Genomic DNA, 23416 nt, shown 5'->3' on the forward strand with positions numbered 1-23416 from the left:
GTAGCTGACACTGGAATGACATTATTTACCATGTAAATTATGGCATATTACATTTTAACGCTCAAGTTTATAAAATAATTGACAATGTTAATTTTCTAATTTATAAATAGATTTTGAAATGATTACCGAAGGAGGTATAGAGTTTGATAGAAGTATCAGTCCATTATGGTGATGTAGACAGAGCTCTTCCAGTATTGAAAAAAACAATTCAAAAGGAAGGAAGAGGGTTGAAAATGAAAAAACAATATCATGAAAAAAAATCAGAAAAAAGAGCTAAAAAGAAAGCTGAAGCTAAAAAAAAGAGGTACCAACAAGAGTGCAGAAGGCAACGTTATGGTTGGTAGTTTGTACTCAAGTTAATAGTTTATCATTGGTTATTTTATGAATATTCACGAATATCAAGCGAAAGAAGTTTTGCATAAATTTAATGTCCCAGTGCCAAAAGGTTTTGTTGCTACATCTGCAGAAGAAGTAAAGACTCAAGTAAGTCAATTAAAATCTGACGTGTTTGTAGTTAAAGCTCAAATTCATGCAGGTGGTAGGGGTAAAGCCGGTGGCGTAAAGCTAGCAAAGTCAGTTGAAGAAGCTCAACAGTTTGTAAAGGACATGATTGGTATGACTTTAGTTACTCATCAAACAGGGCCAAGCGGGCAGCAAGTAAGAAAAGTGTACGTTGAAGAAGGCTCAAGCATTAAGAAAGAGTATTATTTAAGCCTGGTAATCGACCCGAAGCTCAGTAGGCCAATATTCATATTTTCCTCAGAAGGTGGAATGGACATCGAAGAAGTGGCAAAAAATTCTCCTGCAAAAATTGTGAAATTTGATATTGATCCTGCTACAAGTTTTGATAGCAGCAAGTTAAGCAGCAGTTTTCATTTGAGTCCAGAACAAATAGAAAAGATATCGAACATTGCAAAAAAAATATATGATGCGTTTATTGCAACTGATGCGAGCCAAATTGAAATTAATCCACTGGTTGAAACAAATTCTGGAGATTTTATTGCGCTCGATGCAAAAATTAATTTCGATGATAATGCTTTATATCGTCACCCAGAAATTATGGAACTTCGTGATTATGATGAGGAAGTGAAAGAAGAGATAGAGGCTTCAAAGTATGGGCTCAGTTACATCAAAATGGATGGCAGTATTGGTTGCATGGTAAATGGTGCAGGTCTTGCTATGGCAACAATGGATATAATAAAATACTACGGAGCAGAGCCTGCTAACTTTTTGGATGTTGGTGGTGGAGCGAGTAAAGAAACTGTAACTGAAGCATTTAAAATCATATTGTCTGATAGCAACGTAAAAGGAATTCTGGTTAACATATTTGGTGGTATAATGCGTTGCGATATTATCGCAAGTGGAATTGTTGCGGCTGCAAAAGAAATGAGCATTAAAGTTCCTCTAGTGGTTAGATTATCAGGTACTAATTTTGAAGAAGGAAAAAAAATTTTAGAAGAGTCAGGATTAAATATTATTGCTGCAGATGAGCTAGATGAAGCTGCGCAAAAGATAGTAAAAGAGGTAAAATAAAGCATGTCCGTTTTAGTAAACAAAGATACAAGATTAATATGCCAGGGTTTTACTGGCGCACAAGGCACATTTCATTCAGAGCAAGCAATTGATTACGGAACGAAAATGGTGGGAGGTGTAACTCCTGGAAAGGGTGGGAGCACTCACCTTAATTTACCGGTTTTTAATACTGTAGCAGAAGCCAAAGAAAAAACCGGTGCAAATGCTACAGTTATATATGTACCTGCTAAATTTGCTGCTGCTGCAATACTTGAAGCAATAGATGCAAAAATAGAATTGATAATTTGTATTACAGAGGGCATTCCTATACTTGATATGGTGAAAGTTAAGCGTGCGCTTATCGGCTCAAAAAGTCGATTGATTGGTCCCAACTGCCCGGGAATTATTACCCCTGAAGAATGCAAAATAGGAATTATGCCTGGCCATATCCATAAGCGTGGACACATAGGAATTATGTCTCGCTCCGGAACTTTAACTTACGAGGCAGTAGCACAAACAACCGCTGTTGGTCTTGGTCAATCCACGTGTATCGGAATTGGGGGGGATCCAGTTCATGGTATAACATTTGTCGACTGTATGGAGCTCTTTTTAAAAGATAACGATACTCATGGTATTGTAGTTATTGGTGAAATAGGTGGAAACGAAGAAGAAGATGTATCACATTTTGTGAAAACAGAAAAAACTAAAAAGCCAATCGTTGGTTTTGTAGCAGGCCAAACGGCACCTCCAGGAAGACGTATGGGACACGCTGGAGCAATCATCTCTTCCAGCGGTGGAAGTGCTGGTGCAAAACTAGAAGTTATGCGGAGCGCTGGAATTGCAATTGCTGAAACCCCTGCAGTAATTGGTAAGAAGGTATTGGAAGTAATGCATCACTAGAATTAGGGTCACAAAAACCCTATATCACCGGTCATGAATACGTTATTTGCCCATTCGATTAATAACTTGCCTCCTGGTAAATTTACTGAAGTCTGTTGGGCAACCAGATATCCACGTAGTGTGGATGCAACAAGTGCTGCACAGGCTGCACTACCGCATGATGCAGTAATGCCTGTACCTCTTTCCCAAACTCTTAAAGCTATTTCTCCAGACTTTTCAACTTGTGCAATACTAACATTAATTTTCCGAGGAAATAATGCGTGATTTTCTAGCTTTGGTCCTAAATTTCGCAATGGTATTTCACTTATGTTATCAACAAAAAAAACTATGTGAGGATTGCCAATATTTACTGCAACAGGATCTTTTAGCATTTCAAGCTCTATAGGTAAGTGAAGAGTGTCACACTCAGTAGATAAGGGAATTTCATGCCATTTTAGCAAAGGTTTACCCATGTTAACCTTTATGGATTTATCACCCACTTTAAAACACTCTAAAATGCGTTTGCTTGTTAGCTCAATAATGGAGTATTCAGCACCTTTTTCTGACATTATCAAATATCCAACACAGCGTGCTGCGTTTCCGCACATTTCAGCTCGACTGCCATCAGCATTATAGATATGCATAAAACAGTCTGCAGCATTAGACATTGTTATAATTATCACTTGATCACAACTGCTTTGATCAGCAATTTGTCTATGGTTCCAGTCTAAATTGTTTGTTGAACGTGAGTCTATGATAACGAAATTGTTACCAGTGCCGTGCATTTTGATAAAATTTTCAGAATTTTGGCCACTCATCATAAAAAAATATTTCTTCTATTGGTCTTCTTTTCTTCTTACTTGTTTCAGCACCCTCTTCTTCGTAACCAACCGCTATCACTGACATTACGTTAAAGTCATTGGGTATATTGAACTCTTTCACTATTTTATCTCTATCAAATCCACCCATTTGATGGGCCATTAAGTTCATAACTGCAGCTTGTAACATAAGTCCATAATTCGCTGCACCAGTATCGTGATTAGCCCAAAAATTTTCACCTTTATCAGATTTGCGGAAATTCTTAGCGCTTAAAGATATGATTAACACTTGTGCATCTTTTGCCCATTTTTGATTAGATTCATCAAGGCAATTTAGCAGCTTTTCCCATGCGCTTTGATTGTTCTGTTTGTTGCATATTACGTATCTCCAGGGTTCATCACCAAAACATGAGGGAGTCAGCCTTACAGCTTCCATTAAAATATCCATGTCTTCCTGAGATATTGCTCTTGTAGGATCGTATGAACGTCCGCTGTGTCTTGCTTTCATCAACGATAATAGATCTTGTTTACTCATCATTTTTAATTTAATAGTGCATAAATAATTCATTGTAGCACAATATAAGCAAAATTTAAATTGCAAAACCTCTCATACACATATATTACATTTAATAAGTTATTTTTATTGGGAAGGTATGTTTATAACACAATCTAGCAGCAGATCAACACTGGCTGAAATATTGTCTTGCGTTTTACTTTTATTCTTGATGGCTCAAATAAGTATACCATTGCAGCCTGTGCCTATCACATTGCAAACTTTAGGAGTAATGCTTATTGGGCTTAAATTTAACCGCAGAACAGCATTCTATTCTGTGCTTACATATCTATCACTTGGTGCAGCAGGATTGCCTGTTCTTGCAAATTTTTCTGGTGGTTATCACGCTCTCCTTGGACCAACAGGTGGATATTTAATTGGCTGTTTAGCTGCTGTTATGGTAATGAGCAAAGTAAATGAATTACTGAACTCTAAATATAAATCATTTGTGTGTAATTCTTTAAGTTGTCTGGCTGGTACAGTTGTAATCTTTATTTGTGGTGTTAGTTGGCTTGCTGTTTACTTGGGTCTGGGACAAGCAATAATGGTGGGTGTTTTACCATTTATCCTTCCTGATTTGATAAAAATTTTTCTACTTGTAGCAGCTTTGCAATATTTGAAAAAATGATAAAATTTCGCCCTCATCATTTTATGTGCACCCTCGCGTTTCGGGGATATGGGTATTCTCAGGGTTTTGTAGAAAATTATAGGAAGATAGCAAGTGAAGTGGTTAGTACTCAAATCGAAGTAGTTGGTAACCTTGATAGTATTTGTAGTGCTTGCCCAAACCAGACTAAACAAGGTAAATGCACCGAACAAGCTAAAGTTTTAGAGCTAGATAGAAGGCATATGGAAATTTTAGGAATTAAAATTGGCGAGACTTTGACCTGGAGTGAAGCGGTAGAAAAGATTAGGGAGAAAATGTCTTTAGAGAAATTCGAGTACGCATGTGAGGGGTGCAACTGGCAGCCATATGGAATATGTAAAAATGCCCTTTTAAATCTACAAAGGTAGTTGACAAAATGTTAAGATAAATTGAAGCATTTTTGTGGAAATAAAGCGAAATATGGAAGACAAAAGATAAATGCATTCTGAAAGGCTACACAGCATGTTCGTCCCGCTAATTAATAATATCTTTATTATTGTATGAGATAGGTAATTTAGCATTTATGAATTTGTAATGTGTTGCATATAGCTCAAAGAAATAAGGTTTACTGGTTACACGCTGCAGCCAATGCCACAACACTAGGACCTATGTTTATCTGCATGTTAATTTGCGTTGTGATTTTATGGAGGTCTTCTGTTACCTATGCTAGTGAAAATTTGGAGATACAGAAGGCCTTTGATAGTGTTGTCAAGCATATAAAAGCTGATAAAAAATATAAAGATCTTGATGTTATTGAGAGAAAAAGTGATAAATTTAACATCAAAATTGCGCAGAATTCTGGCAAGAGTTTTGACATATACTCTACTTTAAAAAAAGCAAAAGATTCCTTTGAATCAGGAGATAATGAAACAGCTATTTCTCTCCTTAATCAGATCATTGCAAAGTTTCCTTATCATAAAAATGCTTTAATTGGATTGGGAAATATTTATTACGCTAATAAAGAATACAAAAAAGCTGTAGAGATTTACACAAGACTGTTAAAAGAACACCCTAGTAACCCTTACATATTAAAAAATTTTCTGACGATAATCTCACAATATAATCCTGATCTGGCGTTGAGTGAAATGTTAAAATTGTATGATATACATAAAAATTATGCTCCTTTATTAGCAAATTTAGGTATGATCTATATGAAAAAGGAGGATTATGTAAAAGGTAAAGAGTATATGATAACTGCTATTTCCCTCGATGAAAACAATATTTTTTATACTTATAATTTAGCTGTTATTCTAGATAAACTTTCAGATTTTCAAAACGCTACAATATTCTACTTAAAATTGTTGAACATGGCTACAACTTCGAAAGATGTGAGTGAAAAAATACCTTTATACAAAGTGACAGCAAGACTAAAATTTATAAAACTTCACAGCACGCACTCAAAGATTTCATAAAAGCTTATAGCTCACCTAAATCTAATTTATCGTATCTGTTCAAGGGAGTGGCTAATGTGCAAATATTGAAGCAAAGTGTGTGAAACACAGATGTACGAACATTTGTTTGCAAAGGTAATTTACACAACAAATGCATAACTGTACGAACATTGTGATTTTGGCCCATCAGGAGGGTGTCATCCCAGTGCTTGACACTGGGATCCAGGAATTTTATTAAGTTGGCGAGCATAAAAATAGCTGTTTTATGTAAAAATACAACGTTTTAATGATTATGAAAAAGCTGGATTCCAGTGTCAAGCACTGGAATGACACCATTCTTTTTTCTGGATCCCAGTGTCGGCTACTTGGATGACACCATTTATTGTAAGGACTTACCTCACATTTACTCTATGATTATCTTTTTAGATCACCTTGTCTACCTATTTTGCCACTCTGCTGAACGGATACAATTTATTGCTATTTTTGTTTACAATAATAATATTGAGCTATAGAATTAGATCTAAAGGGGCAATTAGCTCAGCTGGTAGAGCATCTCGTTTACACCGAGGAGGTCGGCAGTTCAAGTCTGTCATTGCCCATTTGCTTAACTGAATGTTAGTATTATTAATTACTTCAATTAAAGTATAGAAAATGCAGGATAATATAGTACCAATCTCAATAGTAAAAGAGCTGGAAGATTCTTATCTTTCCTACGCAATGAGCGTTATCATAAGCCGGGCTATACCTGACGTGCGGGATGGATTTAAACCTGTTCACAGGCGCATATTATACGCAATGTCAAGAGCTGGATTCGATGCCGGTAAGCCATATAAAAAGGCAGCTCGTATAGTTGGGGATGTAATGGGGAAATATCACCCACATGGTGATGCAGCTATTTACGATTCCTTGGTTAGAATGGCCCAAGATTTCTCTCTTCTTTTACCACTTGTTGATGGGCAAGGTAACTTTGGTTCGATAGATGGAGATCCACCAGCTTCAATGCGATACACAGAAGCAAGACTTCAAAAAGTGTCGCACTTTTTACTGAATGATATTGATGAAGATACAGTTAATTTTAGGCCAAACTACGATGGAAATGAAACAGAACCAGTTGTGCTGCCTGCAGAGTTTCCGAATCTATTGGTAAACGGTGCAAGTGGTGTTGCAGTTGGTATGGCAACCAATATTCCTTCTCATAATCTTGGAGAAATAATAGATGCTTGTATATTATATGTAAATAATCCTGAAGTTACTTTGGATGAGTTACTTGAAGTGATGCCAGGGCCGGATTTTCCAACTGGGGGAACAATTCTTGGAAGGTCTGGAATAAGATCAGCATTTGCAACTGGTCGTGGATCAATTGTTGTGCAAGGCAAGACTCATATAGAAGATCTGCCACAAGATAGGCAAGCAATAGTGATTGATGAAATACCTTACCAGGTAAATAAAGTAAAATTAATTGAGAAGATAGGTGAGCTTGTAAAAGAAAAAAGAATTGATGGTATAACAGAAATTAGGGATGAGTCCGATAAGTCTGGTATTAGAGTAGTAATTGACCTCAAAAGAAATGCTGAAGCAAGTTTTATACTTAATCAAATATTGGGGCTAACTCCACTAAGAAGTAGTTTTAGTGTTAACACTTTAGTGCTCAATAACAACAGGCCTGCTTTGATGTCATTGAAAGAAATCATAACTGCTTTTGTTGATTTTAGAAAAGAAGTATTAATCAGGAGAACAGAATTTCGTCTAAGAAAAACGAGGGAAAAAGCTCATATATATATAGGGCTCTACATTGCGGTCCTCAGCATAGATGAAGTGATAAAAATCATCCGCGGTGCAAAAGATCCTGCGGAAGCAAGTAGAGAACTTTTAAATAAAGAATGGAAAACTTCGAATGAAATCAATACTATTATCGAGTTGATTTCAGATAGCGCAAGCTTTTTGAAAGATGGAGTGTATAGATTAACTGAACTACAAATTAAAGCTATCCTTGATATGAAACTGCAGCGTTTAACAGGCCTTGAAAAAGACAAATTAGAAGCTGAGCTAAGTTCAATGATCAACCTGATAAAAGAATATATCGCTTTTCTTGGCTCAGGAGAGAAGTTGATGAAAGAAATAAAAAACAATCTACAAGAAATAAAGAACAGATTTGCTGTGCCGCGAAAAACTTCAATAGAAGAGTCAGACGCGGACATTGAAGCTGAAGATCTAATTCCACAAGAGGATATGGTGATAACCGTAACTATGAATGGTTATATCAAGCGTGTAAAACTTTCTCACTACAGAACTCAGCGTCGTGGTGGAAAAGGAAAGCTAGGACAGGGATTAAAAGAAGAGGATGTAATCACAGAATTATTTGTTGGAAATACCCATACTAGCTTTTTATTCTTTTCTAACATTGGTCGAGTTTATAGATTAAAAGTTTATAAGTTACCTCTTGCAGAGCCAACCGCACGTGGAAGAGCACTTGTTAACATATTTCCGCTTAGCGATGGTGAAACTATAACTAATATCATGCCATTGCCAAGTGAAAATGACGAAAATCAAAACATAGTTTTTGCTACTGCCTATGGAAACATAAGGCGTAACTCCTTAGCGGACTTTCACTATATTCCAAGCAATGGAAAAATAGCAATAAAGCTCGATGAAGGAGACAAATTAGTATCGGTTAAGGTATGTAATGAAATTGACCATGTTTTACTTTCAACAACGCTTGGAAAAAGTATCAGATTTGTTGTAAGTGATGTGCGTCAATTTAAGAGTCGCAATTCAGATGGCGTAAGAGGTATCAAACTTGTAAAGAATGACAGCGTGATATCCATGACCATATTAAATGGGATAGGTGTAGCAACAGAAACAAAAGAACTTTACTTAAAAGTTCCACTTGCAAAAAGACTGGGGACTGCAATTAATAACTCCATTGATTCTAAATTGGAAAAGACTTTGAATGATTTAGGAATAGATAACGAATTATTCTTAAAACTTGCAGTGAATGAGGAGTTTATATTAACTATTACTGAAAATGGCTTTGGTAAAAGAACTTCTGCGTATGAGTATAGAGTAACTAACAGGGGTGGTGTTGGTATCACCAATATTCTTACTACTAGCAGAAACGGTAATGTTGTTGCTAGTTTTCCAGTTGAGCAGGTTGATAATATAATGCTTATTACAGATAAAGGAAAGTTAATTCGCATTTCGGTCAATGAGATTAGAATTGCAGGACGCAGCACTCAAGGAGTCACTCTGTTTAAAACAGAAAGTAGAGAAAAAGTGGTGTCAGTAGCGAAAATTGAAGATCCTGATTCCACTGAAGATAGTATTTTTGAAGTTGAAAACTCTATCGCTTCTTAACCGTAGTATAGGTTAAACAAAAAGCGCAAGTTTTTGTTGATTAATACGCAGTATTTAAATTAAAATATATACTTATGGCTAAGTAAAGATCAATGGACAAAAAATTAACTAAAAATAAAAAACCACTGGCAGACAAAGAGGATAAAAAAACACCTCCTGTTAAAGATCTTACTAAAAATAAGAGTAGGAGAGATTTTATAACATTAACTACATGCGCTATGGCAGGTATAGGAGCTGCAAGCGGACTTTGGCCACTGGTTAAATCTATGAATCCTTCTGCTGAAGTTCTAGCAACTTCCACAGTGGAGGTGAATTTGTCTGGAATTCAGGAAGGACACGGAGTAAAAGTAAAGTGGCAAGGTAAACCAGTATTCATTCGTAGACGCACAAAGCAAGAAATTGAGGCTGCAAGAGCTGTGAATGTGAAGAGCTTGAGGGATCCTCAATTAGATGAGCAGAGAGTATACGAAGGAAAAGACGAATGGTTAATTATGCTTGGAATATGTACACATCTTGGGTGTGTACCGGTTGACCACGCTACAAGAGATGGTAATGGTTGGTTCTGTCCTTGCCACGGTTCATATTATGATACATCAGGTCGAGTAATTGGGGGTCCTGCACCGAAAAATATGGCTGTACCTGATTATTTTTTTCCCAGTGAGAATGTTGTGGTAATTGGCAAGAAGGCTTAACGAATATAAATAAACTCGTTAAAAAAAACTCACAGGATCAACATCTATTATCACTGCAATACTCGAATTCAAGTTACAATTTTTAATCCAATATTTCAGCTTTTTTTGTATGGATAGACTATGCTTATTGTGTATTTTTAATAATACCCTATACCGATACTTATTATTTAAAAAATTTATCGCTGCTGGTGATGGGCCAAGAATTTCAAATTCCTTTTTGTCTACACCTACATTTTTTTCCTGGATACAAATAGTTGAGCTACTTGAATGACAGAGAAGAGATTTTACTATTTCATTCGCTGCTTTTTGTGTTGCAATCTGATTCTTACCACAGATTATAAGCGCTATTAATCTGCTAAATGGTGGCATTTTGGCTTCGCGTCTTGACTTAAGTTCGATTTCATAAAATGAGTCTCTTTTTTGATGCAGCAATGCTTTTATTATTGAACTTTCAGGATTATTGGTTTGCACTATTACCATTCCTTTTTCATTAAACCTTCCTGATCTGCCTGCAACTTGGTGCAATAATTGATACGTCTTTTCCGCTGCTCTCAAATCAGAATTTTCGAGACTCAAATCTGCATTCATTACTCCAACCAAAGTTAATTTGGGAAAATTGTGCCCTTTAGCAATTATTTGTGTGCCGATTATAATGTTCACCTCTTCTTTCAATATCAAGTCAATTACGTTACTAACCGACTTCTGATCGCTGCTTATCATCGCAGTTTTTGCGTTTGGTATTAATTTCACCATTTCTTCAAGCAACCTTTCAATTCCTATGCCGTAGAGGGACAATGGCTGTTCACTTTGGCAATTAGAGCATTTCTCTGGAAGTTTTAATTGATAAGAGCAATGATGGCACAAAAGAGCATTTTTTTTCTTGTGATATGTAAGCCAAACAGCACAATTTAAGCAGGAAATTTTATATCCACACTTTTTACAAATTGCCAGTTGTGCATACCCTCTGCGGTTTAGAAAAAGCATAACCTGCTGTTTTTTCTCTATGGTTTGTTTGATGCTTTCAAAAAGCTCAGAGGAGATCGATTGCTTGTTGTTCCTCATATCTACTACTTTAATGAGTGGCAATTCTGCACCACCAAATCGTTTAGTTAGCTTTACATGATTGTAATTCCCGTTTTTAACATGATGAATCGTTTCAAGCAGTGGAGTAGCTGATGATAAAATAATCGGAATATTTTCAAATTTGGCTAAGATTATCGCCATATCTCGAGCATTATATATAATTCCCTGTTCTTGTTTAAAAGATGAGTCGTGCTCTTCATCAACGATAATCAATTTTAGGTTTTTATAAGGCAAAAAAAGTGCTGATCGTGCACCAATAATTATCTGCGCATTTCCACTTGCTATATTGAGCCAATTATTCCGGCGAGTTTTTGGAGTGAGTCCTGAGTGCCATTCAACTAAGTTTTTTGATATCTGACCGCGAACACGATTTACCAATTGTGAAGTTAAAACAATTTCAGGTAGGAGGATTAAAATTTGTGTATTACCTTCTCCTGATGTCATTTCAACATATTCTGGTGTCATACTAGTACGTGGCAAAGACGGTATGCTAAATGTTACAGTGGGTTTTGCCTTGAGTATAAAGGTGTCATTCCAGCGCTTGACACTGGAATCCAGGAATTTTGATTGTAAATTAGGTATTGGTTTTAAGTTAAAATAAACATTTGTAATGAGGTTATATGAAAAACTGGATCCCAGTGTCAGGCTACTCGGATAACACCCTCTTGGTAGACCCAAATCACAATGTTCGTACAGTTGTGTCTCTGGGCACTGGGATGGTAAAGTCTGAGCAGCATTTGGAACGGCAGTGTAATTCTTAATCAATTGTGCAATCACAGAGAGATAAACTTCCGTTTTTCCAGATCCTGTCTCACCATCAAGCAAAGTCACTGAATACTCATTCAAACTGCTGATTATTTTATCACTAGCTACCTGCTGTTCAGGGCTTAATTGGCAACTTATTTCACTTATTTCCTGCTTCTGCTTAGCACAAACCAATTTATCTATGTGATTTACTTTTAACACTCCTCCCATTATCACTTTGGCAAGCATACCAACAGGTATTAAGTTATACTGCGCAACCCACTCTGCAAATGCGATCAATTTTGGTCTAATATTTGGTAAATCAATTTTTTGCTCAATAAATTTTAATTCTCGGTTACTTTTATCACTGTATTTCCAAACTATTCCGATTAAGCGTTTTTTGCCAAATGGCACCACTACGTAATCTCCAAGTAAAATCTCAGTATTTTCCTCAATTGCATATGAAAATAACTGATCAATTGGAAGTGGTAGTAATACGTCAACTGTTTTTGCCATAGTGATTGAGTTTAACATTGTTTTAAAGAGCTTGTAACTTTATTAAGCTTGGCAATATAGATGAATCGGTACAGAGAAAATCTTAACGTTTAACACATTTTTCATAGTACAGACCGTATGATTGATAAATAAAATGATTTATAGAATTTGTGGAGGCTACCAATGGTCAACGACAAGATTACTTTGAACTTTGAAATAGAAAAAGGCGAACCTATAGATCGATACTACTTTTCTGCACATATAAAGCTTACAGATGAAAGCAAAAATCTTTTGCGCGAGAAGCTTGGCAGTACAATTCAATTCGATAATCTAGATGATCACTTCAATCTTAACCATGAGAATTTTTATATCTACTACAACAAATATAGTGAGCACAATGGTAGAAGTGAGCTACACGTTAGGGATGATAACGGTAAATATTTAACCTCCAATCTTCCACTTAATTACTATGGATTCTCAATGGAACTATCACCTGACGGAGCGTCAATTGCAGATTATGGTTTTTATCCTCTGTATGCAATCTATAACCCAAATCACTATGATAAAGCAAAGGAAAAAGTATTTGATGATCACGGTGAATTGTCACCAATTGCATCAAATGTGTTAGATAATTTTTTAAGCAACACAAATAGCTTAACCACACAAGATATATTACAAAATGTATTCTCACAACTGCAGAAGAAAGCTGATGAAGAAGCAGAAAGATTGGCAAGAGAGAGAGAAGCAGAAAGACAAAGGGAGGAAGAGTTAAATGAAAAGAACGAGGAGTTAAAAGAACTTGTAGAAAAGGATGAGATTAAAATATTCAAAGTGGTAAAAGGTAATGATTTAGGTAATGGGCATTCAGCAGTAGTTTTACAACTTGATGGGGAAGAAGGTGACAAGATACCTCTCGACTCTAGTAAATACTACATAGCAGAGTATAGACACCACCCAGAATGGGAAGGCGATGAATATTTAAATTTTGTTAGCCCTGATAGTGATATGCTGGTTAATTATGAAAACTTATTTTTTGTGCTCAATCAAAGCTCCTACTCAGACTTTGAAAGTGGGTTTTATTCAGAAAACAGAACCGATCCCCATAATTATGCTAAATATTCAAAGGAACCATATTTGAGTGGTGACCAGCTATCTGAAAAATTATCTAATGAATTGGAGGAAGATAGCAATCAGATAGGTACTGAATTTACAATTGATGATGAGCAAGTAGACGAAGAAGTTGTGGTAGAGAGTGAAGCCAAGTCTGGGGAGAAAGGAACGGTTGGTGAGGATAACGCAAAAAATACTATACAGGAAGAAGAATCTAACTATATAGATCAAATGCAAGCGGATGATAGCAGCAGTTATAAACCAGCTTTGCAAAGCAATCGTGATGATTATGCTGATACGAAAAAAGCTCTGCAGGAAAAATTGCATGGAGATGAAATACACAAGCAAAGTAATGAGAAAGCTCAAAAAGATATAGAAGTAAAAAAAGTAACTGTGGAAACTGACAGTAGCAGTAATAAGACTGAAAAACAAACAAAACCAACAGAAGATGAACAAGAAACTGTTATGGCAAGTGTGATAGAAAATATGGATAAAAATTCTGATATTGAAGCAGAAACTTCTAACAGTGTTGCAAATTCACAACATCCCTTAAAAATAAAGACAGGAAGTCCTCTTGAAGTGGGAAAGTATAAGGTGGAGCTGCAAGTGACATATGATGATGTAAAGAATTTTTATGATACCGTACGTGGTAAATATCATGCTGGCGATGGATATAACTACGAACAAGTAATGGTTTTATATAATGAAATTGTTAGGCCCGCTCACAATCACCATTACGAGCTGTTTACTCTTGATGAAGCACATGTTGCTAATGATCACCTGTTTATCAAGGGTCAGGATTTTGGAACTCTAAATGATTTTAATGAGATGTTCTATAAAAGTGATGAGTTAATGTGATGTAAAAAGCAAGATTCAATCTGGTGAACGAGAGTTAACTGACAGAGGAGATTGACACGTATGCCTTTATCTTTAAGATTGTTTCTCAAGTATAGACATCAGCTCGCCCCATTCTCTTTTACCAATATTACTTTCTTCTCTAGTAACGTTTTCCCCTTTAATTAATTTGCGAATTATTTCTAGACCAGTTCTTGAAATACAGGCTGATTCTAGGCAATATTCAACAAAGGCATTGTAGGCCAGTGGAACCCATTTTTTTATTATATCCAGCATAACTTCTGCATAAACTCTGATTTCATATTGGGCATGCTTATCAGCTCTAAGCTTCAAAAAATGAAGGAGATTATGCAGATCTATTTTCCAATAAAATTGCGTGTAGTAATTAAGCATTAGGTTAGTTCTGGCAATTTCTCTTGCAAGCCCCTGCTCAATAAATTTTTCATAATGAGAATATACTAAATTAGAGTCATTTATTAGAGAATCTATTATTTCCTTTGAGGTATCTGGATCAAAAGCTTCCCCGCTACCTTGTTTATTATTGTCAGATTGTTTTGCAACTTGTTCTGGTTTAGGTGTATAAAATTCATTATCAAGTATTGAATACCTTGCTGAATATTCATTCACATTTGCAGTTCTATGCCTTATCCATTGCCTTGCAACAAAAATTGGAAGTTTCACGTGAAACTTAATTTCACACATTTCAAATGGAGTTGTATGATGATGTCTCATTAAATACTTTATAAGTGCTTCATCCTGACTTATCTGTTTTGTTCCCTTGCCATAAGAAACACGAGCAGCTTGAACTATAGCGCTATCAGAGCCCATATAATCCACTACTCGAATAAATCCATGGTCTAATACCTTATGTTCTTCATATAAGATTGCATCTATTTCTTTTACTATAGTTCGTTTGGTTGCTTCATTCATAAAATATCCTCAAGACGAAATGGAGATATCAGCTCCACATGAATTGAGTTTTTCATGCATTGCTTCATATCCTCTCCATAAATGATGTGAATTGTTTATTATAGTTTCTCCACCGGCTACCAAAGAAGCAAGCACCAAAGCTGCTGTTGATCTTAAGTCAGTAGCATATAGATTAGCTCCAGATAAGCTTTTTATTCCACTTATAGTAGCTTTGCTTTTCTCGATGCTGATATTAGCACCTAACTTTCTCAATTCATCTGCATGTGTAAATCTGTTTTCAAAAATGTTCTCTTCAATTACTGATATCCCATCAGCGATGCACATTGCAGACATCAGTTGTGGTTGCATATCACTGGGAAAATTGGGATATGGATCTGTCGCAACGTTAGCAGACTTAATAGAGCCATTTTTTCTGGAAATAACAATGCCTCCATCATACAGTTCAACCATAGCTCCTATAGTCTCCAACTCATTTGTAATACACCTTATATCAGATAGATTTATTCCTTCCAACTCCAACTTACCACCGGTTATTATAGCAGCTAGTGCATAGGTGCCTGCTTCTATGCGATCTGGTATTATTTTATGAACACATCCATTTAGTGCTTCAACTCCTGTTATTATGACCTTTGTATTATCAATTTCAATATCAGCACCCATTTTCTTCAGAAAATCTATTAAATCAAGAACTTCCGGCTCAGTTGCAGCATTGTTTATTGTTGTCACTCCTTCTGCAAATGTTGCTGCCATTATTACATTTTCTGTTGCGCCAACACTTATTTTCTCAAATGTGATTTCTTTTCCTTGTAGCTTTCCTTTCACTGTTGCAATTATATTATAGCCGTCAATTTCAATTTTAGCTCCCATTTCTTCTAATGCTTTAATATGCATATCAACGGGACGCTTTCCAATGTTGCATCCACCAGGAAATGCTGTTCTCGCTTTGCCAAATCTGCTAAGCATTGGACCCAATATTAGAAAAGAAGTTCTTAGCTTACTTGCGGTTTTATATGGCATCACGTGATTGTTGATATTGCTGCAGTCAATTTTCAAAGTATGGTTCGCTTTATAATTTTTATTGTGCATAAAGTTCACTTCTGCTCCAAGACTTTCAAGCAACTTAGACATTAGATGCACATCAATTAAATCAGGTACATTATGCAAAATTACCGGGGAGCTACTTAATAGACTTGCTGCCATTATTGGTAAAACAGCATTTTTTGAGCCATTAATCTTGATTTTTCCGACCAAAGGTTTGTAGTTATTTCTTATTAATATCTTGTGCATTTAATTAGATATAAAGTATAATTCATTAGTTTATTGAAGTCTTACTAAGTATAATAGATTGACCGTAAAAGGCAAAATTTGCTTTTTCTTCCTCATCATCCCAGTGTCATGCTACCTGCATGACACCTGATGCGAATTGCCCCCGAAATTTTATACTATGAATTACTCAAATGACGCTCTCGAGCTTTATCAAACCAAATAACACCAATTGCAACAATGAAATAACCAGCTGCTCCTCATGTAAGGCGAATTACTGCATCGAAAGTTGACAGAGGAGGAGACGGCATTAGAATGCTCAAAACACTATACACAAGATTATTTGTTGCATGAGCAATAGTTACTGGCCAAATCGAGTTGTCTTTTTCAAACAACCAGGTAAACATTATAGACATTGCACAAATATAAAGGGTATAAGCACAAATAGTCGGGAATGTAAAGCCATCCTTCCACAAAGCTGAGCCAGCAACCACATAAGTTGGTATGTGCCATACTGACCAAATAATACCGACAATAATTGCTCTGATATAAAAATTTGATATTTTGCTTTTAAGATTTTTCAAAAGATAGCCACGCCAACCGATCTCTTCACCAAGAGACATAATGATCCACATCACAAAGGTTGATAATAAAACAAATAACATCACTAATGGACTCAAAACTGCACTCAAATCCTTTACACGGTCTAACGTAAAAGACTCTCGGAAAAATGAAAAACCGCAATAAATTGACAAAAGACCATTGGAAATTAGCATACTTACCAGAATAAGTATAAACCCTAATAGACAGTTTTTTGGCGAACTAAGTTTAAAAAGATCCCTTACCTTCTGTTTATTATAAATGGTTAGCAAAATTGCAACTGAAGCCGGAACAAATGTTGTTAATAATGTTATGTCTTTGAAAGGTAAGCACCAAGCTATAATGCACGTCAAAAAATATGTAATTACAACAAATAATGTACAATTAATAGTGGTTAAATTCATGCATACGCCCATCAATTCCTTTTCTGCATTATTGATCTTTATTCATAAATTGTCAATAAAATACTTCTTCAGGGATGAATAGAATATTTTTTCTTTTTGAATTGCTATTGATAGTTTAATTTTTATATGTATTCCCTTTCACAACCGTTTGTCATCCCAGTGTCACGTGCTGGGATGACAGTAGGAGAGCTGCTTGCATGACAAGAGGAGGGTACTGGAATGACAAGAGGAAGACACTGGGGTGACATCAACTAAACTTGTCCAAATATGAGCGATGCATTAGTGCCACCAAAACCAAACGAATTAGAAAGTGCATATTGAATTTTATGCTCCTGAGCTTTAAACGGTACAAAATTTAAATCACATCCTTCTGAAGGCTTGTGTAAATTTAAGGTTGGCGGAATAATTCCATTATTTAACGCAAGAATACTGAATATTGCTTCGACGCTCCCTGCAGCACCAAGTAAATGTCCTATAGAAGATTTAGTTGAAGAAACAGGTATTTTATAAACGTAGTCACCGAATAACTGTTTCATTGCTATTACTTCAATTTTATCTCCAAGTGGCGTTGAAGTTCCATGTGCATTGATATACCCTACTTGATTGGGATTAATTTGTGCGCTCTTTAAAGCAAGCTGCATTGCCTTAAATGCGCCTCTTCCTTCTGGATGTGGTGCTGTAATGTGGTGCGCATCTCCTGTGAGTCCGTACCCAACCAGTTCAGCATGTATTTTTGCCCCCCTTTTTTTCGCATGTTCGTATTCCTCCAGCACCAATATACCTGCTCCTTCACCCATAACAAAACCATCGCGTTCTTCATCCCATGGCCTTGAAGCTTCTTCCGGTTTATCGTTAAATTTAGTTGATAACGCCTTCATAGATGCAAAACCTGCAATTCCAACTCTACACAGTGCACTTTCTGCTCCACCTGCAATCATAACATCCGCTTCACCAAGTTTTATAGTTCTTGCTGAGTTTATGATTGCATGCGCACCTGTTGCACATGCGGTTACTGCTGAATCGTTTGGACCTGTAAATTCGTATTTAATAGAAATATGGCCAGATATCAAATTTATTAGACTTGCAGGGACAAAAAATGGACTGACACGTCTGGGCCCTTTTTCCTGCATGGTAATAACATTTTCCTGAATTGACGGAAGACCACCTATACCAGAGCCAATAGTCACACCAACACGTTCCCGATTGATATTTTGGCTTTCCAAAATTAATGAATCATCTACTGCCTGAATAGCTGCTGCAATACCGTAATGGATAAAACGATCTGTCCTTTTTGAGTCTTTCTCAGAAATATAATCTAGTGGATTGAAATGGTGCTCAATGTTGTCTGATTGCAACGGCACCTGCCCTGCAATTTTGCAAGCAAGATCAGAAGAGTCAAATCTATCCGTATTGATTGCTTTTATGCCAGACTCACTTTTTATTAGCCTTGACCAAGTGTTGTCAACATCTGCCGCTAGTGGAGTGATTAAACCAACACCAGTGACTACTACTCTTCTGCTCATTTAACACTAACTATTAGCCTTTTTTATTATTAATGTACTCAACTATTTGCTCCATAGTTTCCATTTTTTGTGCGTCTTCATCTGGAATTTCTATTCCAAACTCTTCTTCTGCTGCCATGATGATTTCAACTGCATCTAAGCTGTCTGTACCATGCTCCGAAAGCTTTGAAGAGCTGTTGAATTTCTCTACATCCTTACTAATATGCTCTAGTATAATCTTTTTCACTTTTTCTTCTATGTCTTCTCTAGTGCTCTTTGCTAGTTCGCTATTCACATTTCTTACCAAAAAAATAACCTATTCTTTGATGTTATAAAAAATTTTTATGTTTGCAATATCTTTTATAACTGGTAAACTACAGTAAAGTTTTCTACTGCCCTAGCTGGCTAGCGTTACGTGCTAAACAATTAACAATTCAAAAATGCTAGACGAAACAACAAAAAATTTGCTTATTGTAGAAGTAAATAAACTCTTACCCGAAAATAGCGAGAATAAGCTTATATCAGCTATGCGTTATATACTCCTTGCTCCTGCAAAACATATACGCTCCTTTTTAGTCGTAGCTTCATCGCGAGTGTTTAACGCGGAAGCTAAAAAAGTAATATCAGTTGCTGCAGCAATTGAATTTGTTCATGCTTACTCTCTAATTCACGATGATTTACCGTGCATGGACAACAGTGATACTCGCAGAAGCCAGCTAAGCTGCCATAAAAAATTTGATGAAGCAACAGCAGTGCTTGCCGGAGATGCACTACTTACTCTGGCTTTTGAGGTATTATCTTCGTTAAATGAGAAACGCTGTGAGATCATAAAAGTTCTTTCTCAGGCAATAGGAATTAGGGGAATGGTGGGAGGACAGGCTTTAGATATTAACAGTGAGCATATAGATTTTAGCCCCCAACCCTCTGTCATTCAAGTAGCGGACACTGGGATCCAGAAGGCTTTGCCTACAAGCATTTCGTGCAAAAAGCCATGCGATAGTGGAGCTGAACATGAAATGGATTCCAGTGTCAGCTACTTGCATGACACCCTTTCTACCTTAAAACTACAACATTCGTACGGCTGTATGTATGACGCTGGAATGACGTCGGGCCAAGCTGATAAAATAAAAGAAATTCATTTGATGAAAACCGCAAAACTATTTGCAGCTTCATGTGAAATAGGTGCTATAATAGGGGGTGCTACAGACAAGCAACGTAAAGCGTTATATAACTATGGAATAAATCTAGGGCTTATCTTTCAAGCTAAGGATGATATTGAAGACTACGAACAAGATAAAACAAATAATCTTATGTCTGTGCTTGGTAAAAGTGAAGTAGAGGACTATATAGACGGCCTCTTTAAACAAGGCTTGGATAATTTGAGTGCGCTTTCAGGGGATACTAATTATTTATATGATTTATTGAATCAAGTAAAGAAAGATGGTTAGAAAAATTATATTACAAATACTTATTTCCGTAGTAATGATTCTCACTTTAACTTCTGCTTTTGTGTTTACTATTGTCTATATAAACAAAGGTAAACCGGAAAAAAAGGACAAGCTTTATGAGATAAATGCCACGCATGGTGGTTTGATACAGACGATAGCACATTACCTAGTGAAGCCAATACTTGAATCAGCACTTGACCGCTATATTGAAAAGCATGGGCTGACAGAATATTTAGAAGAAATAACGCAGCAAAAGGAAGAAGATTCAATAAATTTTTATGAAATTACTGAAGGCAGTGGCAGCAAGGCTTTTTGTGGCCTGGAAGTCCTATTGCAAATATATAAAATTTCTAATAATAACTCAGCAACACTCCCTAGCAAAGTTTCTGATGTTACTTTGAAAATAGGTCAAGATGACCTAAAAGAAGTGAGTTTAGGGGTAATAGGTATGAAAGAAGGCGGAGAGCGTGTAGTTACTATTGCCAATGAGAACAAAATGAATTTTAATTCTTATTACGTCAAACTGATCGAAGTAAAGGATAAATATCCCGACTCAGTAAATAATCTGATGGTTTTTAATGACTTAATTAACAAGACTGGAAAACAAGTAAGGTGCGGTGATGAGATATCGGTTAAATATAGCGTAAAGGAGCATAATGGGGAATATATAGTCAAAGATCAAACAGTGCAATTTAGGGTTGGCGATAAAAAAATACCACTTGCTATAGAGCTTGGAGTTGTGGGAATGAGAGCTGGTAATAAAAGAACTATTCTTTCTCCGCCTGACCTTTTGACTATTACTGACGATATGTTAATAAAAGACATAGATTATGATGAAGAAAATATCTCAATAATTGACTTAAGCTTAGATGTTAAGCAAGAGGTCGCAGCACACCATTCTACTGTTGAAAAACAGCCTAAAGAATATAGCTGAAATTTTAGGTCTACTGGCTAATCTTCTGAACACTCTCTATACTACTTAAAGTAGGCTTTTCGTTTTTCCTAAAGTATAAACTTAGATAAATCAAGCTGCTTCGAAATTGACTCAAGTTTATCTTTTACATACTTGCTGTCTATAATGAATTTTTCGCTATTTTTCTCAGAAGCAATGAAACTTATTTCATCTAAAAGCTTCTCCATGACAGTGTGAAGCCTTCTTGCGCCTATATTTTCCACTTGCCTATTAACTGTAAACGCTATTTCAGCTATGGTTTTTATACCATCATCAGTGAACTCAAGTGTCACATTTTCTGTTTTCATTAAAGCTATGTACTGCTTTAACAAACTAGATTCTGGTTCCTTTAATATTCTTATTAAATCCTCTTGAGTAAGTGCCTTAAGTTCTACCCTGATCGGTAATCTGCCCTGCAATTCCGGTAAGAGGTCAGATGGTTTAGACTGATGAAAAGCACCAGATGCAATAAATAATATATAGTCTGTTTTTACATGGCCATACTTAGTTGTAACAGTTGTTCCTTCAAGTAATGGTAACAGATCGCGTTGCACTCCTTCTCTGTTTACTTCACCTTTTACTTCTGTACGCGCTGCAATTTTGTCTATTTCATCCAAAAATACTATACCGTCATTACTAACAAGATCAATGGCTTCTTTGATTATCTTATCTTCATCCATTAGCCTTTCACTTTCTTCATTAATTAATATTTCACGCGCTTCTTTTACCTTCACCGTAATAGTTTTTGTTTTTTTGCTCCCGTTAAACATCTTGCCCATTATTTCTGTTACATTCATCACACCAACTTGCCCACCTGGCATGCCTGGTATATCGAAAGTAGGTAACATACTCTTGCTCTCTCTGACGTTAATAGAAACTTCTCCGTCCTCAAACTCTTTATTCCTCAACCTTTCTCTAAAAATTTTTTTACTCTCTTCGGTTGCATTTTCGCCTACCATAGAGTTTACTATTGTTTTCTCAGCTAAAATTAAAGCCTTTTTAGCTAAGGCTTTACGGGCTTTCTCTTTAACTAAAACTATTGCTGCATCAACTAAATCGCGTATTATCGAATCAACGTCACGTCCAACGTACCCTATTTCAGTAAACTTCGTTGCCTCAATTTTTATGAACGGTGCACCGGCAAGTTTTGCTAAGCGACGAGCTATTTCAGTTTTACCAACCCCTGTATGACCGATCATCAATATATTCTTAGGTATGATTTCATCACGCAATGGAAATGGAACCTGATTGCGACGCCAACGATTTCTGAGCGCAATAGCAACAGCACGCTTTGCATCATCCTGTCCGATTATGAATCTGTCCAATTCTTTAACTATCTTCTGTGGTGGCAGGTCATCTAACAAAACTTGAGTGCTGTCATTAACTTGAACATCGCTGTCATTTGAATCAAAACCACTCTTAGTATCTTTATAGAGGTTATCTTTTTCATCGTAGGTGTCACTACTACAAGACCGCCCTTCTGAAAGGGTTATGGGCTGATTGGAAAAATTGGTGCATAAAGTTTTTTGCTTGGAAGACATATCACTCCTCTATCTTTTCAATAACTACATTATGATTTGTATAAACACATATATCGCCAGCTATCTTCATAGCCTTTTTCGCAATTTCCTCTATTGATATTCCTTTAATGTCAATTAAAGCTCTTGCTGCAGATAGAGCAAAATTTCCCCCAGAGCCAATAGCTGCGACTCCATCTTCAGGTTCAAGAACATCACCTGTTCCCGTAATTACTAATGAAATAGATTTATCTGCAACGATCATCATAGCTTCTAATTTCCTCAGATATTTATCCATTCTCCAGTCTTTTGCAAGTTCAACACATGCTCTCATTAATTGCCCTGGGTGCTTGTCAAGTTTAGATTCTAATCTTTCAAAAAGAGTAAATGCGTCGGCTGTTGCCCCGGCAAATCCAGCAATTACGGAATCACCAGAAAGACGCCTAACTTTTTTTGCTCCAGATTTTATAACAGTGTGGCCCAGTGAAACTTGTCCGTCACCTATTACTACTACACTTTTATCTTTTCTAATTGATAATATAGTAGTGCCATACATTTTATTGTTATCGTGTTGAATCATTTTTCTATCACTTTAAATAAGAATCTCATTATACTTTAATCTTTAGTCAAATTTACTAAATATGTTCAACTATAGCTTATAATATAAT

24 protein-coding genes, 1 tRNA gene and 1 pseudogene are annotated in these 23416 nt (G+C 36.2%); 14 read left to right on the forward strand and 12 right to left on the reverse strand.

The features are described 5' to 3' along the window. Window positions 1-143 precede the first annotated feature (143 nt). From rpsU to sucD, 3 genes are read left to right on the forward strand one after another with little or no spacing between them, the layout of a single operon-like run. The gene (gene rpsU / locus R0F62_RS01360; protein WP_006279819.1) at window positions 144-344 is read left to right on the forward strand and encodes a 30S ribosomal protein S21; all 201 of its coding nucleotides are present in this window, start codon (window positions 144-146) and stop codon (window positions 342-344) included. A 37-nt stretch (window positions 345-381) separates the two neighbouring features. Continuing rightward, the gene (gene sucC, locus R0F62_RS01365; protein WP_006279820.1) at window positions 382-1533 is read left to right on the forward strand and encodes an ADP-forming succinate--CoA ligase subunit beta; all 1152 of its coding nucleotides are present in this window, start codon (window positions 382-384) and stop codon (window positions 1531-1533) included. Window positions 1534-1536: 3 nt separating this feature from the next. After that, complete coding sequence (gene sucD, locus R0F62_RS01370; protein WP_010963102.1) at window positions 1537-2412, forward strand: succinate--CoA ligase subunit alpha; 876 nt, start codon at window positions 1537-1539, stop codon at window positions 2410-2412. Window positions 2413-2420: 8 nt separating this feature from the next. Here the strand turns inward: sucD and dapF are convergent, their stop codons facing one another. Together dapF and R0F62_RS01380 are read right to left on the reverse strand one after the other, a co-directional pair. Beyond that, window positions 2421-3209: a diaminopimelate epimerase gene (dapF, locus tag R0F62_RS01375; protein WP_006279822.1), complete on the reverse strand. Its 789-nt coding sequence runs from the start codon at window positions 3207-3209 to the stop codon at window positions 2421-2423. Next, window positions 3190-3777 (reverse strand): nitroreductase family protein, encoded by a 588-nt coding sequence (locus R0F62_RS01380; protein WP_095742826.1) that lies wholly within the window; start codon window positions 3775-3777, stop codon window positions 3190-3192. The genes dapF and R0F62_RS01380 overlap by 20 nt, the downstream gene beginning before the upstream one ends. Window positions 3778-3862: 85 nt before the next feature. Here R0F62_RS01380 and R0F62_RS01385 point away from each other — a divergent pair, with 85 nt between their 5' ends. The 3 genes from R0F62_RS01385 to R0F62_RS01395 all read left to right on the forward strand — a co-directional run bounded on the left by R0F62_RS01385 (window position 3863) and on the right by R0F62_RS01395 (window position 5820). Further along, the gene (locus R0F62_RS01385; protein WP_317051392.1) at window positions 3863-4390 is read left to right on the forward strand and encodes a biotin transporter BioY; all 528 of its coding nucleotides are present in this window, start codon (window positions 3863-3865) and stop codon (window positions 4388-4390) included. Next, window positions 4387-4776, forward strand: a complete 390-nt coding sequence (locus R0F62_RS01390; RefSeq protein WP_010082044.1) for a DUF1284 domain-containing protein — start codon at window positions 4387-4389, stop codon at window positions 4774-4776. The genes R0F62_RS01385 and R0F62_RS01390 overlap by 4 nt, the downstream gene beginning before the upstream one ends. Window positions 4777-4944: 168 nt before the next feature. Next, window positions 4945-5820, forward strand: a complete 876-nt coding sequence (locus R0F62_RS01395; protein WP_010082043.1) for a tetratricopeptide repeat protein — start codon at window positions 4945-4947, stop codon at window positions 5818-5820. Between the two features lie 4 nt (window positions 5821-5824). Here the strand turns inward: R0F62_RS01395 and R0F62_RS01400 are convergent, their stop codons facing one another. Continuing rightward, a complete protein-coding gene (locus R0F62_RS01400) occupies window positions 5825-6049 on the reverse strand; it encodes a hypothetical protein (protein ID WP_152550491.1) in 225 nt (74 codons plus the stop codon). 61 nt (window positions 6050-6110) lie between these two features. Between R0F62_RS01400 and R0F62_RS01405 the strand changes: the two genes are divergently transcribed. The 4 genes from R0F62_RS01405 to petA all read left to right on the forward strand — a co-directional run bounded on the left by R0F62_RS01405 (window position 6111) and on the right by petA (window position 9845). Continuing rightward, window positions 6111-6311: a hypothetical protein gene (locus tag R0F62_RS01405; RefSeq protein ID WP_152550490.1), complete on the forward strand. Its 201-nt coding sequence runs from the start codon at window positions 6111-6113 to the stop codon at window positions 6309-6311. Between the two features lie 14 nt (window positions 6312-6325). Further along, a tRNA-Val gene (locus R0F62_RS01410) sits at window positions 6326-6398 on the forward strand. Between the two features lie 52 nt (window positions 6399-6450). After that, window positions 6451-9153 carry a DNA topoisomerase (ATP-hydrolyzing) subunit A gene (gene gyrA / locus R0F62_RS01415; protein ID WP_274979051.1) on the forward strand — a complete coding sequence of 901 codons (2703 nt, stop codon included), beginning with the start codon at window positions 6451-6453 and terminating at the stop codon, window positions 9151-9153. 92 nt (window positions 9154-9245) lie between these two features. Then, window positions 9246-9845, forward strand: a complete 600-nt coding sequence (gene petA, locus R0F62_RS01420) for a ubiquinol-cytochrome c reductase iron-sulfur subunit (protein ID WP_010963095.1) — start codon at window positions 9246-9248, stop codon at window positions 9843-9845. An 18-nt stretch (window positions 9846-9863) separates the two neighbouring features. On the opposite strand, the gene priA is transcribed toward petA, so the two are convergent. After that, a complete protein-coding gene (gene priA, locus R0F62_RS01425) occupies window positions 9864-12206 on the reverse strand; it encodes a replication restart helicase PriA (protein ID WP_274979050.1) in 2343 nt (780 codons plus the stop codon). Window positions 12207-12350: 144 nt separating this feature from the next. On the opposite strand from priA, the gene R0F62_RS01430 reads away from it, so the two are divergent. Then, entirely contained in the window at window positions 12351-14135 is a 1785-nt protein-coding gene (locus tag R0F62_RS01430; protein WP_010963093.1) for a hypothetical protein, read from the forward strand. A gap of 72 nt (window positions 14136-14207) precedes the next feature. Here R0F62_RS01430 and thyX read toward each other — a convergent pair whose 3' ends face one another. The 3 genes and pseudogenes from thyX to R0F62_RS06725 all read right to left on the reverse strand — a co-directional run bounded on the left by thyX (window position 14208) and on the right by R0F62_RS06725 (window position 17278). Beyond that, the gene (gene thyX, locus R0F62_RS01435; protein ID WP_274979049.1) at window positions 14208-15062 is read right to left on the reverse strand and encodes an FAD-dependent thymidylate synthase; all 855 of its coding nucleotides are present in this window, start codon (window positions 15060-15062) and stop codon (window positions 14208-14210) included. A 9-nt stretch (window positions 15063-15071) separates the two neighbouring features. Further along, entirely contained in the window at window positions 15072-16349 is a 1278-nt protein-coding gene (murA, locus tag R0F62_RS01440; RefSeq protein ID WP_006279833.1) for a UDP-N-acetylglucosamine 1-carboxyvinyltransferase, read from the reverse strand. A gap of 155 nt (window positions 16350-16504) precedes the next feature. Further along, a pseudogene (locus tag R0F62_RS06725) lies at window positions 16505-17278 on the reverse strand (lysostaphin resistance A-like protein). On the opposite strand from R0F62_RS06725, the gene R0F62_RS01450 reads away from it, so the two are divergent. Beyond that, window positions 17187-17411 carry a hypothetical protein gene (locus R0F62_RS01450; protein ID WP_010082031.1) on the forward strand — a complete coding sequence of 75 codons (225 nt, stop codon included), beginning with the start codon at window positions 17187-17189 and terminating at the stop codon, window positions 17409-17411. The pseudogene R0F62_RS06725 and the gene R0F62_RS01450 overlap by 92 nt on opposite strands. Window positions 17412-17451: 40 nt before the next feature. On the opposite strand, the gene R0F62_RS01455 is transcribed toward R0F62_RS01450, so the two are convergent. From R0F62_RS01455 to acpP, 3 genes are read right to left on the reverse strand one after another with little or no spacing between them, the layout of a single operon-like run. Further along, window positions 17452-17577 carry a hypothetical protein gene (locus R0F62_RS01455; RefSeq protein WP_255322260.1) on the reverse strand — a complete coding sequence of 42 codons (126 nt, stop codon included), beginning with the start codon at window positions 17575-17577 and terminating at the stop codon, window positions 17452-17454. 3 nt (window positions 17578-17580) lie between these two features. Next, window positions 17581-18852 (reverse strand): beta-ketoacyl-ACP synthase II, encoded by a 1272-nt coding sequence (gene fabF / locus R0F62_RS01460; protein ID WP_010082030.1) that lies wholly within the window; start codon window positions 18850-18852, stop codon window positions 17581-17583. Window positions 18853-18865: 13 nt separating this feature from the next. Next, window positions 18866-19126 (reverse strand): acyl carrier protein, encoded by a 261-nt coding sequence (acpP, locus tag R0F62_RS01465; RefSeq protein ID WP_006279836.1) that lies wholly within the window; start codon window positions 19124-19126, stop codon window positions 18866-18868. 145 nt (window positions 19127-19271) lie between these two features. Here acpP and R0F62_RS06670 point away from each other — a divergent pair, with 145 nt between their 5' ends. Further along, window positions 19272-20279 carry a polyprenyl synthetase family protein gene (locus tag R0F62_RS06670; RefSeq protein ID WP_010082029.1) on the forward strand — a complete coding sequence of 336 codons (1008 nt, stop codon included), beginning with the start codon at window positions 19272-19274 and terminating at the stop codon, window positions 20277-20279. Continuing rightward, window positions 20272-21213: an FKBP-type peptidyl-prolyl cis-trans isomerase gene (locus tag R0F62_RS01475; protein WP_274979048.1), complete on the forward strand. Its 942-nt coding sequence runs from the start codon at window positions 20272-20274 to the stop codon at window positions 21211-21213. Before R0F62_RS06670 ends, R0F62_RS01475 begins: the two co-directional genes overlap by 8 nt. A 68-nt stretch (window positions 21214-21281) precedes the next feature. Here R0F62_RS01475 and hslU read toward each other — a convergent pair whose 3' ends face one another. Continuing rightward, the gene (hslU, locus tag R0F62_RS01480) at window positions 21282-22772 is read right to left on the reverse strand and encodes an ATP-dependent protease ATPase subunit HslU (protein ID WP_006280200.1); all 1491 of its coding nucleotides are present in this window, start codon (window positions 22770-22772) and stop codon (window positions 21282-21284) included. A 1-nt stretch (window position 22773) separates the two neighbouring features. Beyond that, the gene (hslV, locus tag R0F62_RS01485) at window positions 22774-23328 is read right to left on the reverse strand and encodes an ATP-dependent protease subunit HslV (protein WP_006280198.1); all 555 of its coding nucleotides are present in this window, start codon (window positions 23326-23328) and stop codon (window positions 22774-22776) included. Window positions 23329-23416: the final 88 nt, after the last annotated feature.

Source organism: Wolbachia endosymbiont of Drosophila aff. chauvacae BK-2020, from assembly GCF_032848195.1.
Taxonomy (GTDB): Bacteria; Pseudomonadota; Alphaproteobacteria; order Rickettsiales; family Anaplasmataceae; genus Wolbachia; species Wolbachia pipientis.

Coding starts and splice junctions, on each gene's coding strand:
- R0F62_RS06670 (WP_010082029.1), top strand. CDS start 19,272: ATGCTAGACGAAACAACAAAAAATTTGCTTATTGTAGAAGTAAATAAA.
- sucC (WP_006279820.1), top strand. CDS start 382: ATGAATATTCACGAATATCAAGCGAAAGAAGTTTTGCATAAATTTAAT.
- R0F62_RS01385 (WP_317051392.1), top strand. CDS start 3,863: ATGTTTATAACACAATCTAGCAGCAGATCAACACTGGCTGAAATATTG.
- dapF (WP_006279822.1), bottom strand. CDS start 3,209: ATGAGTGGCCAAAATTCTGAAAATTTTATCAAAATGCACGGCACTGGT.
- R0F62_RS01450 (WP_010082031.1), top strand. CDS start 17,187: ATGGTTAGCAAAATTGCAACTGAAGCCGGAACAAATGTTGTTAATAAT.
- priA (WP_274979050.1), bottom strand. CDS start 12,206: ATGTTAAACTCAATCACTATGGCAAAAACAGTTGACGTATTACTACCA.
- hslV (WP_006280198.1), bottom strand. CDS start 23,328: ATGATTCAACACGATAACAATAAAATGTATGGCACTACTATATTATCA.
- R0F62_RS01455 (WP_255322260.1), bottom strand. CDS start 17,577: ATGTCACCCCAGTGTCTTCCTCTTGTCATTCCAGTACCCTCCTCTTGT.
- hslU (WP_006280200.1), bottom strand. CDS start 22,772: ATGTCTTCCAAGCAAAAAACTTTATGCACCAATTTTTCCAATCAGCCC.
- sucD (WP_010963102.1), top strand. CDS start 1,537: ATGTCCGTTTTAGTAAACAAAGATACAAGATTAATATGCCAGGGTTTT.
- thyX (WP_274979049.1), bottom strand. CDS start 15,062: ATGAATGAAGCAACCAAACGAACTATAGTAAAAGAAATAGATGCAATC.
- gyrA (WP_274979051.1), top strand. CDS start 6,451: ATGCAGGATAATATAGTACCAATCTCAATAGTAAAAGAGCTGGAAGAT.
- petA (WP_010963095.1), top strand. CDS start 9,246: ATGGACAAAAAATTAACTAAAAATAAAAAACCACTGGCAGACAAAGAG.
- murA (WP_006279833.1), bottom strand. CDS start 16,349: ATGCACAAGATATTAATAAGAAATAACTACAAACCTTTGGTCGGAAAA.
- R0F62_RS01475 (WP_274979048.1), top strand. CDS start 20,272: ATGGTTAGAAAAATTATATTACAAATACTTATTTCCGTAGTAATGATT.
- R0F62_RS01400 (WP_152550491.1), bottom strand. CDS start 6,049: ATGCTCGCCAACTTAATAAAATTCCTGGATCCCAGTGTCAAGCACTGG.
- fabF (WP_010082030.1), bottom strand. CDS start 18,852: ATGAGCAGAAGAGTAGTAGTCACTGGTGTTGGTTTAATCACTCCACTA.
- R0F62_RS01430 (WP_010963093.1), top strand. CDS start 12,351: ATGGTCAACGACAAGATTACTTTGAACTTTGAAATAGAAAAAGGCGAA.
- R0F62_RS01380 (WP_095742826.1), bottom strand. CDS start 3,777: ATGAATTATTTATGCACTATTAAATTAAAAATGATGAGTAAACAAGAT.
- R0F62_RS01390 (WP_010082044.1), top strand. CDS start 4,387: ATGATAAAATTTCGCCCTCATCATTTTATGTGCACCCTCGCGTTTCGG.